Annotated in this window: 8 protein-coding genes; 3 read left to right on the top strand and 5 right to left on the bottom strand. The window is 61.8% G+C overall.

Annotated elements, in window-relative coordinates:
• Positions 1–103 precede the first annotated feature (103 nt).
• From ACMZ6R_RS19350 to ACMZ6R_RS19340, 3 genes are all read right to left on the bottom strand, one after another.
• Positions 104–493: a response regulator gene (locus ACMZ6R_RS19350; RefSeq protein ID WP_416114583.1), complete on the bottom strand. Its 390-nt coding sequence runs from the start codon at positions 491–493 to the stop codon at positions 104–106.
• 190 nt (positions 494–683) lie between these two features.
• The gene (locus tag ACMZ6R_RS19345; RefSeq protein WP_416114581.1) at positions 684–1,568 is read right to left on the bottom strand and encodes a DUF2156 domain-containing protein; all 885 of its coding nucleotides are present in this window, start codon (positions 1,566–1,568) and stop codon (positions 684–686) included.
• Between the two features lies 1 nt (position 1,569).
• Entirely contained in the window at positions 1,570–2,952 is a 1,383-nt protein-coding gene (locus ACMZ6R_RS19340) for an MATE family efflux transporter (RefSeq protein WP_416114579.1), read from the bottom strand.
• 145 nt (positions 2,953–3,097) lie between these two features.
• On the opposite strand from ACMZ6R_RS19340, the gene ACMZ6R_RS19335 reads away from it, so the two are divergent.
• From ACMZ6R_RS19335 to ACMZ6R_RS19325, 3 genes are all read left to right on the top strand, one after another.
• Positions 3,098–3,484 (top strand): winged helix-turn-helix domain-containing protein, encoded by a 387-nt coding sequence (locus tag ACMZ6R_RS19335; RefSeq protein WP_416114577.1) that lies wholly within the window; start codon positions 3,098–3,100, stop codon positions 3,482–3,484.
• Positions 3,485–3,492: 8 nt separating this feature from the next.
• Positions 3,493–4,716: an ABC transporter permease gene (locus ACMZ6R_RS19330; RefSeq protein ID WP_416114575.1), complete on the top strand. Its 1,224-nt coding sequence runs from the start codon at positions 3,493–3,495 to the stop codon at positions 4,714–4,716.
• Between the two features lie 256 nt (positions 4,717–4,972).
• Positions 4,973–6,139 (top strand): Fic family protein, encoded by a 1,167-nt coding sequence (locus ACMZ6R_RS19325; protein WP_416114573.1) that lies wholly within the window; start codon positions 4,973–4,975, stop codon positions 6,137–6,139.
• A gap of 19 nt (positions 6,140–6,158) precedes the next feature.
• Here the strand turns inward: ACMZ6R_RS19325 and chrA are convergent, their stop codons facing one another.
• Together chrA and ACMZ6R_RS19315 are read right to left on the bottom strand one after the other, a co-directional pair.
• Positions 6,159–7,319, bottom strand: coding sequence for a chromate efflux transporter (chrA, locus tag ACMZ6R_RS19320; protein ID WP_416114571.1), 1,161 nt, complete (start codon positions 7,317–7,319; stop codon positions 6,159–6,161).
• Between the two features lie 46 nt (positions 7,320–7,365).
• On the bottom strand, positions 7,366–8,550 hold the full coding sequence (locus ACMZ6R_RS19315; RefSeq protein WP_416114569.1) for a glycosyltransferase family 4 protein: 1,185 nt from the start codon (positions 8,548–8,550) through the stop codon (positions 7,366–7,368).
• Between the last annotated feature and the right edge of the window lie 79 nt (positions 8,551–8,629).

Genomic DNA, 8,629 nt, shown 5'->3' with positions numbered 1-8,629 from the left:
TCCCCACCCCCCTTATAAAAGTTTTGGGGAGGGGAGAGCGCGAGAGGGGAACCCTTTTTTCAAAAAGGGTTCCCCTCTCGCATATTCTCTCTTGCCTCGAATATTACTTCGGCGCGGTATCGGACAGCACGCACCGCAGCGTGCGCCACAATTCCTCGGCGGTGAACGGCTTGGTGAGGTAGGAACTGACCCGGGCCTCGTTGGCCTCGGCCATGTTGGCGTCGAGGGACTCGGCCGTGACCATGACGAAAGGGGTCTCGGCCAGGACGCCGTCGCCCCGCACCTGGCGCAGCAGGTCGATACCCTTCATGCCCGGCATGTTCCAGTCGGAAATGATGCAGTCCACGGGGCTTTTTGCCAGGACGTCCAGGGCCTGCCGGCCGCCGGCGGCCTCGAGCACTTCGGCGCCGCCGTCGGCGCAAAGCATCTTGCGGATGATGCCCCGCATGACCTTGGAGTCGTCGACAACAAGAACCTTCAGCCGTTTCTCCATTTCGCCGCCGTCACATGTTCCAATTTGCCGCCGTGATGCCCGGCAACCGCCATACTTGCTGTCTTTTCACGAAAAAGCAAGCCGGTGGGGCGCGCGTCCGGGCAGGACGGCCCACCGGCAAAAGACGTCGCGATCCGAATCCGGCCGATCACCGACCCGATGCGTCCTCCCCTGGCGGCCACGGCGGGATTTAGGCCTTGGGCCCCACGGATACCGTACACTTTTTCAGAAACATCGACGGGTTGTACGAAAGCTTGGCCTTGCGCAATCCCTCGTCGCCCAAATCCTGCTCCCGGTCGACCAGGGTGTAGCCGGCCCCGGCGTCGGCCAGAAACATCTGGCTGATGGCCTGGTACACGCCCTTGAACCCGGGTTTGCCCTTTTCGAAGTGGATGACGAGCATGTCCGGGGTGAGGGCCTCGGCCACGGTGTAGGCGATCATCTCGCCGTCCACGCGCACGGCCCCGCCCATGAGCCCGGGGATGCGGTCCCAGTGTTGCAGCACCCGCACAATGGCCTGGTTCTCGGCCAGAAGCGCGCCCGACTCCTCGGGGTCGCGCCAGGAAAACCACTGGCGCTGCATTTCCAGCGTCTCTTCCACACAGTCCGGGGTGAGCGGCTTGTACTCGTAGTCGTAGGTGCGCAGAAACTGGTTGAGCAGATTTTTTTTCTTGTGGAACTTGTTGCCCTTGAGCTCGACAAGATCGGACACGTTGTAGACGTAATCGTAATGGTCGCGCGCTTCCTGGTTGGTCACGCGCTCGGGCATGGCCTCGTGCAAAATGGCGCACAGCCTCTCGGGCACCCGGATGAAATCGAGCCCCTGGGACAGGCAGGGGCATTCGCTCCAGTCCACGTCCGTCCACGGCCCCACAGGGGCCCAGAAGACCTCGTACGGCCGGGTCTGCAATATCCACACATGGCTTTCGCCGAAGCGCCAGGAAAGCCCGTATTCCTCGGCCCAGCCCCACAGGTTGCCGAAGCTGTAGTCCGACACCTTTTCGGGACAACGGGCCAGACGGTCCAGATATTCTTCCCGGCGGGCCAATGATATTTCCTCGAAACCCTCTCGCATCTCACTTCCTTGGTTTGCCGCCACCCATGCCGAAACGCGCCCAGTTCGCGAACTGGTACACGCACAGGCAGGCCACGGCCTGCACAGCCTGGGAGACAAACATGGATATCCATACGCCCTCGGCCCGGCCAAGGAGTCTATGCCCCAAGTACACGGCCAACGGCAACCGCACGAGCCAGATCGAGGAACCGGTCACGAAAAGCGTCAGCAGCGTCGCGCCGGCCCCGGTCATGGCCCCGATGAGAATAAGACCGCTGACCGTAAAGGGAATGGCCGCCACGTTGTAACGGAGATAAGAAACCGCCTGAATCCGCACCTGGGGATCGGGCGACAGGATGGCCGCCGCATCGGGCAGGAACGGCCACAAGGCGAGTCCCATGAGCGTCACCGCCAAAACGCCTGTGATGACGATGCGATACCCCACCCGCTTGGCCAGGTCCGGCCGTCCGGCCCCGAGCAGGTTGCCGACCAGTATGGAGGCCGTGAAGTTAAAGGCCATGGGCGGCAAAAAAAGCAGCGACTCCACCCGGGCTCCGGCCGCCATGCCGGCCAGGGCGTCGACGCTGCCCGTGGGCAACGAGCCGGTGATGGCGAAAAGCACCAGATAGCCCGTCTGCCACACGATCTGCATGAGCCCCGACGGCCAGGCTACTTTGAGCAGGTAGCCGATGCCCTGGCGGACCCAGCGGCAGGTCGGAAACTCGGAAGCCCGAAGCATGCCCACCCGCAACAGCGCCGCGAAATTGAAAAGCATTCCGGCCGTGACCGAAATGAACGTCGTCCAGGCCACGCCGGCATAACCGAGATTCGGCAGACCCCAATAGCCGAGCCCCAGCCCGAAATCGCCGACGGCGTTGAGCACGGCCGCCAGCCCCCAGGCATAAAGCGGCACCATGACCAGTTTCTTGGCCCGAAACAGGGCATTGGCGATGTTGAAAAAGGACTGGATGGGCAAAAGCCACAAAAAAACCGTCAAAAAATAGCGGGCCGTCGGCAGCAGGGGGGCCGGGACCTGCAGCAGGGACAGAAAAAGCGACTGGCCGGCCAGACCCAGGATCAAAATGGCCAGGGAGGCGACCACGCCCAGCAGCAGGCACAGCCAGACATAGCGGTTGGCCCGCTGGCGCTTGCCCGCGCCCTCGGACTGGCTGACCGCGGCCACGGCGCCGTTGGCCACGGCCATGGCCACCACCTGGAAAAAAAACATGGCCTGGGTCAGCAGGCCGATGGCGGCCTGGGTCTCGCGGCCGATGCGGCCGCCGACGTAGACATCGGCAATACCGATCAGGAAATTGAGAAACATCATAAGGATTTGCGGCCAGGCCAGGGCCCAGATTTCCCGAAATCCGGTGCCCGTGTCCGCAAATCCGCTCTGTCTTGTCATGAAACCCTCGCTTGCGCGCACGCAGGCGTCTGGCGATACGGGACAGCCGGCCCGTGGTCAACTCCCCCTTGGCAGTCACGCCCGGCTAGGGCTAAGGTGAACGGAGCCGGCGCCCTCGGGGGAATCGGCGGGCAAGGGAGGTGTGATGCAGAACATCGAGGCCGTGCAGCGGCTGCACCTGTGGCTGGAAACCAAGGACGGCATGCTGCTTGGCCTGGGGCGTATCCAGCTTCTGGAACTGGTGGAGGAGCTGGGCTCGCTCAACAAGGCGGCCGCGGCCATGGGCATGTCCTACCGGGCGGCCTGGGGCCGCATGAAACAGACCGAAACCGTCATCGGCGACCCGCTGGTCGAGCGCACGGGCCCCAAGAAGGGATTTCGCCTCACCCCGCTCGGCCATGAGATCGTCCGCATGTTCCGCGCCTGGCACAGCGAGGTGGAAGCCTACGCCGTGGAACGGGCCAGAAGCATTTTCCCCTGGTCCACGGAGCCCTTTTCCGAAGACGCCCCCCCGCCGGGCGAGCGCTCCTGAGGCCGGCAGTGTTTTTTAGCCTGCGCATCGCGCTCAAGTCGCTCACCACCCACAAGATGCGCACCATCCTGGCCATGCTGGGGGTGTTTCTGGGGGCGCTGGCCTTAACCGGCGTGCTCCATATCTCGCTGGCCATGGAACGCAAGGCCGTGCTGGAAACCGAAAAGCTCGGCCCCAACCTGCTTATGGCCATGAGCGGCAACGTCCGCTTCCGACGCGGGGACATCCGGACCGACGCCGGCAATACCAAACTGAAGCTGCCCGATGCCATGGCGCTTTTGCGCGGCCTGCCCTCGGTCGTCGGCGGCGTGCCCTACCTGGCCTTCACCTCGCCCATCCGGGCCGGGGACAAAAAAACCATGTGCCAGATCGTGGCCACTTGGCCGGCCTATCCGGCCATTCGCGGCAACCATCCGCAATACGGCCATTTCTTCGACCAGGACGACGAGGACGACAAGGCCCTCGTGTGCGCCCTGGGGCCGACCATCGCCACGCGGCTTTTCGGTTCGCCCGAGGCGGCCGTGGGCCAGACGGTCTATATTTTCCGGGCGCGGCTTCGGGTGGTCGGGGTGATGGAGGAAAAAGGCTCGGACGTTTCCGGCACCAACCAGGACGAGCAGATTTTCGTGCCGCTTTCCACCTACATGCGCCGCCTGTCCAACAAGAACTACATCCACGGCGTCTATATGCAGCTGGCCGACGGCACGGACTTCGAGGCGGCCAAGGCCACGGCGCAATATATCCTGCGCCGCCGCCACGGCATCAAGACGGAAAAGGGCCAGCCCGACGATTTCCGGGTACTCACCGCCCGCGACACCATGCAGCTCAAGCAGCAGGCCCTGGATCTGGTCCAGACGCTCGGCTACATCAGCTCGTCGCTGTCCTTCGCCATCGGCGGACTCGGCATCCTGTCCATCATGATCCTGCTCGTGCGGGCCAGACGCCTGGAGATCGGCATCCGGCGGGCCGTGGGGGCACGGCGGCGGGACATCATCCGCCAGTTCCTCATCGAATCCGGGGCCATGTCGGCTGTCGGCGGCACGGCGGGCACGGCGGCGGCGCTGCTCCTTCTGGCGGTCATCTACCGGCTCGGGCAGTTCCCGAGCGTCTATAACGCCTGGCTCATCGGCACGTCGCTTTTCGGCTCGGCCGCCCTGGGACTGGTCGCCGGCGCCTACCCGGCCTGGAGCGCGGCCAATGTGGAGGTGTTGCAGGTGCTGCGGGATGAATAGGAAAATTTTGGGAAGAAGAAGAATGAAGATGCGAGAGGGGGACCCTTTTTGAAAAAAGGGTCCCCCTCTCGCGCTCTCCCCTTCCAAAAACTTCCAATGGTCAGGAAATACGCCTCTGACATCCTTAACAGATGCACTCGCCCAAGCTTTCCTTGCCCATGGGCCGGCAGCACGGGACAGCCATATGAGTTGACTTTTTTATGGACAGACAATAGCTATTATTTTTAATTAATAATATAGAATAATGGGATAAAGTATGGACAAAATCATGGACACAACCACTGACGCCATCCACAAGGTTCTGACCTATAAATCCGGGAATTTCGCCTTCAGCCGCGCCTATGACCGCTCCCGCATCGAAACCGAACTCAAAGTCTTCCATGCTCGCTACGATATCATCGCCCGGCTGCCTATCCTTCCCAACTGGGCAGCCACCCTGGATGAGGAACTCATTCGAAAATCCATCTTCAGCACCGCCGCTATCGAAGGCAATCCCCTCGACGAATCCGAAGTAGATAAAATCATAGGACAAGACAGTGTATCGGCGGCCCCACAGGATTTTGAACGGGAAATCGTCAACCTCAAGGAGGCCCACGCGCGTTATCTCGCCGGCGCCAAACGCCAAGCGCCGTTTCTTCTGAGTGAAGAGCTTATCCGGGAAGTCCACGGCATCATCACCAACGGCATACGGGAAGAGGAAAATACGCCCGGGCGCTATCGCAACCAGTTGGTCAAGGTGGGCAACCCCGACCATGGCGGCACCTATGTACCGCCCAAAATTCTGGAAGACGTCAAAACGCTGATGCGAGAATTCGTCGCCTGGATCAACAGCCCGGAAATGCTCCAGGAAGACCCGCTCATCCGGGCCGCCCTGGCTCATTTTCATTTGGGAAAAATCCATCCCTTCCGGGACGGTAATGGCCGCACGGCCCGCATGGTCGAGGCCATGATCCTGAGCGCGGCCAGATATATATACATCCCCAACGCGTTATGGAATTACTATTACAAAAACATCCATGAATATTTCATTGTCTTTTCAAAAACGGAAAAAGACAGAAGTCTTTCGATGGATTCCTTTTTGAATTTCTTTATCGTCGCTCTCAACAGTTCCCTTGGGAGCTTGCTCTCCTCAACGATCTCCATACTCAAACCGATCTTACTCCAAAATTACGTCTCTTTCCTCAAGAATTCGCAACAGAGCATTACGCAACGTCAATACGATCTTGTGTGGCTCTTGTTATCCAATCCTGTCGTGGACATCAGTTCGGCCTTCCTCAAAAAAACGCTGCCGTTCAGCCAACTCTACAAGACCGTTACCGAAAAAACCATCAAGCGCGATATCAACAAACTGCTGGAGCATGCCGTCCTGGTCAAAACCGACGGCAAAATCCGGCTCAATTACGACCTCGCCCGGCTCGGCTGACCGCCGCGGCAACGCCGCGCTACCGCAGCAAATAGAAATCTCCCGCCGCGATGGCCACGCCCATGAGGATAAGCCAGATCACCGACGGCTTTTTCCAGAGCATCAGCAGCGCCGCAAGCCCCAGCGTCACCCCGGTCGGCCAGTTCCAGTGCACTTCCCGCCCCAGGAAAATGGCCACGCTGCCCAGCATGCCGATAAACCCCGCCAGAACCCCGGTCACCCCCTTTCGCACCCAGGGGTTGTTGCCCACGGAGCCGAAGACCGGCCCGATGGCCACGACCAGAATGAACGACGGCCCGAGGATGCACAACGTGGCCAGGCACGCGCCCAACAGCCCGTGCAGCAGATAGCCGATGAACGTGGCCGTGATGACCACCGGCCCGGGCGTCACCTGGCCGAGCATGATGCCGGCCATGAGCTGCGTCTCGGTCAGCCAGTGGCTGGTATGCACGATGTCTTCCAGAAAAATCGGGATGGTGGCGAAGCCGCCGCCAAAAGCCAGCAGCGACGCCTTGATCATGTACACGGCCAGCTGCCCCATGCGGGGCTCCCACAAAAAGGCCCCCACGGTCACGCCCGCCATGACCAGGCACAACACGACGATCTTCACGATCAGATGGGTGGGGAACTTCTCCACATCCTCGCCGGCGCCCTGGGCCTTGGGCTCTGGCAGCACAAAAAGCGCCAGCACGGCACAGCCGCCAAGGACCATCAGCGAGGAAATCTTGAACATGAACAGGGTAAACCCGATCACGGCCAGCGCCGCCGCGCGCCAGTTCTTGATGCTCACCGCAAACGACATGCGCGCCGCCTGAAGGATGACCACGATGATCACCGCGTCCATGCAGGCCAGCACCGCCTTGACGATTCCCAGGCTGTGATAGGCCACGTACAGCCAAGTGAGGCCGAGCATCATCAGAAAGCTCGGCATGGCCATGCCGGCAAAGGCCACGATGGCCCCGGTGACGCCCCTGTACTCCTGGCCGATGTACCCGGAGAGCTGGAGAATGGTGGAGCCGGGCAGGATCTCCGTCAGGGCCACGCCCCGGCCGAAACGCCGCGTGTCGATGATGCCGCGCTTTAAGACCTCGGCCCGCAGGTAGGGAATAATGGCCGGGCCGCCGAAATTGGTCGATCCCACCTTGAAGAAGAGGCCGAAGAGCTTGAAGAACTCACCCATGGCAGGCCGGCTCCGCGTTGACGGTTATGGTGTCGGTCGTATCCGTTCAGGCGTTCTTGACGAGTTCCGTTTCCCGGGCGGCAATGGCCGACCACTCGAAGGCGGCAGCGCGCTCGCGGGCGGCCGTTATGGCCACCTCCCGGCAACCGGGCTCGTTTAACACGCAAAGCACCGCGTCGGCGAAAGCCCGGGTATCCTCAAGCGGCGTTTTGACCATGCCGGTGGGGAAAATCTCGCGGTAAATCGGCAGATCATAGGCCACCACCGGAAGCCCGCTGGCCATGGCCTCCACCGCCACCTGGCCGAAGCTCTCGTAATGGCTCGGCATGAGAAAACAGCCGGCGGCCTTTAAAAGCCGCACCTTCTCCGCGCCCTGGCGAAACCCGAGCAGGTCCACGCAGCCCGAAAGCCCCGCGTCCTTGATCTCCTGGGTCAGCTTGGCAAACCACCAGTCGCTGCCGCCGCCGATGACCCCAAGCTTACTTCCCGGCCGGGCGTCGCACACCATCCGCCAGATGCGCACCAGATCGAAAAGCCCTTTTTGCGGATGCAGCCGCCCCAGAAAAATGCCGTCATACACCGGCGTCTCTTCCACAGGCTCCACGCCGTCGAAAAATTCCCTGTCCACGCCCATGGTCACCACATGCACCCTCTCCGGGCTGGCGCCCATGGCCAGAAGCGAATCCTTGTCCAGGGAATTGAGCACAAGCAAGGTCGCTCCGGCCCTTCGCGCCATGGCCACCGACAGCCACTGGGTGACGTAATAGAGCACGCCGCGCACCGTGGGCAGCCGCTTCTTGCCGCCAAAGACGTTCTCGTAGCCCTTAAACGGGTTCGGCGCGATGAGAAACACGCAGACCACGAGCTTGGCCCCGGGATTGCGCCAGCGGCACAAAAGCGCCGGCAGCAGGTCGAACAGGAAATCGGACGGCGCGTACACCGCGTCCACGCCCCTCGGATACCGCGCGAACGGGCAGGTCAGAATACGCCACAGATAGGTGCGCAGGACGTTCCACAGCCCGTCCGACTCGTCCGAAAACGGCTCCCAGTGCACCTGCCACGAGGCCCGAACCCCCTGGGACTCCAAAACCCCGATCTCCCGCCTGGGCAGCAACAACAGCAACTCCACCCCGGCGGCCAGCCACCGCTTGGCGATCTCGGCAAACCGGACCTCGCTGCCGTCCCGGTTGCTGGTATTGACCCGGCCCATGGCCGGCACGAATATGCGCATGATGTGTGTGAGCCTCCGGCAAGGAGGAGGGAACCGGGGGAGGGAACCCCTTTTTTGGAAAAAAGGGGTTCCCTCCCCC

Source organism: Solidesulfovibrio sp. C21 (assembly GCF_047785625.1).
Taxonomy (GTDB): Bacteria; Desulfobacterota; Desulfovibrionia; order Desulfovibrionales; family Desulfovibrionaceae; genus Solidesulfovibrio.
The sequence above is the reverse complement of the archived record's forward strand: the minus strand, read 5'-3'. Positions and strand labels throughout refer to the sequence as shown.

What these genes read in the sequence shown, in the direction of transcription:
- ACMZ6R_RS19350 (WP_416114583.1), bottom strand. Translation starts at nt 493, where the DNA reads ATGGAGAAACGGCTGAAGGTTCTTGTTGTCGACGACTCCAAGGTCATG.
- ACMZ6R_RS19345 (WP_416114581.1), bottom strand. Translation starts at nt 1,568, where the DNA reads ATGCGAGAGGGTTTCGAGGAAATATCATTGGCCCGCCGGGAAGAATAT.
- ACMZ6R_RS19340 (WP_416114579.1), bottom strand. Translation starts at nt 2,952, where the DNA reads ATGACAAGACAGAGCGGATTTGCGGACACGGGCACCGGATTTCGGGAA.
- ACMZ6R_RS19335 (WP_416114577.1), top strand. Translation starts at nt 3,098, where the DNA reads ATGCAGAACATCGAGGCCGTGCAGCGGCTGCACCTGTGGCTGGAAACC.
- ACMZ6R_RS19325 (WP_416114573.1), top strand. Translation starts at nt 4,973, where the DNA reads ATGGACAAAATCATGGACACAACCACTGACGCCATCCACAAGGTTCTG.
- chrA (WP_416114571.1), bottom strand. Translation starts at nt 7,319, where the DNA reads ATGGGTGAGTTCTTCAAGCTCTTCGGCCTCTTCTTCAAGGTGGGATCG.
- ACMZ6R_RS19315 (WP_416114569.1), bottom strand. Translation starts at nt 8,550, where the DNA reads ATGCGCATATTCGTGCCGGCCATGGGCCGGGTCAATACCAGCAACCGG.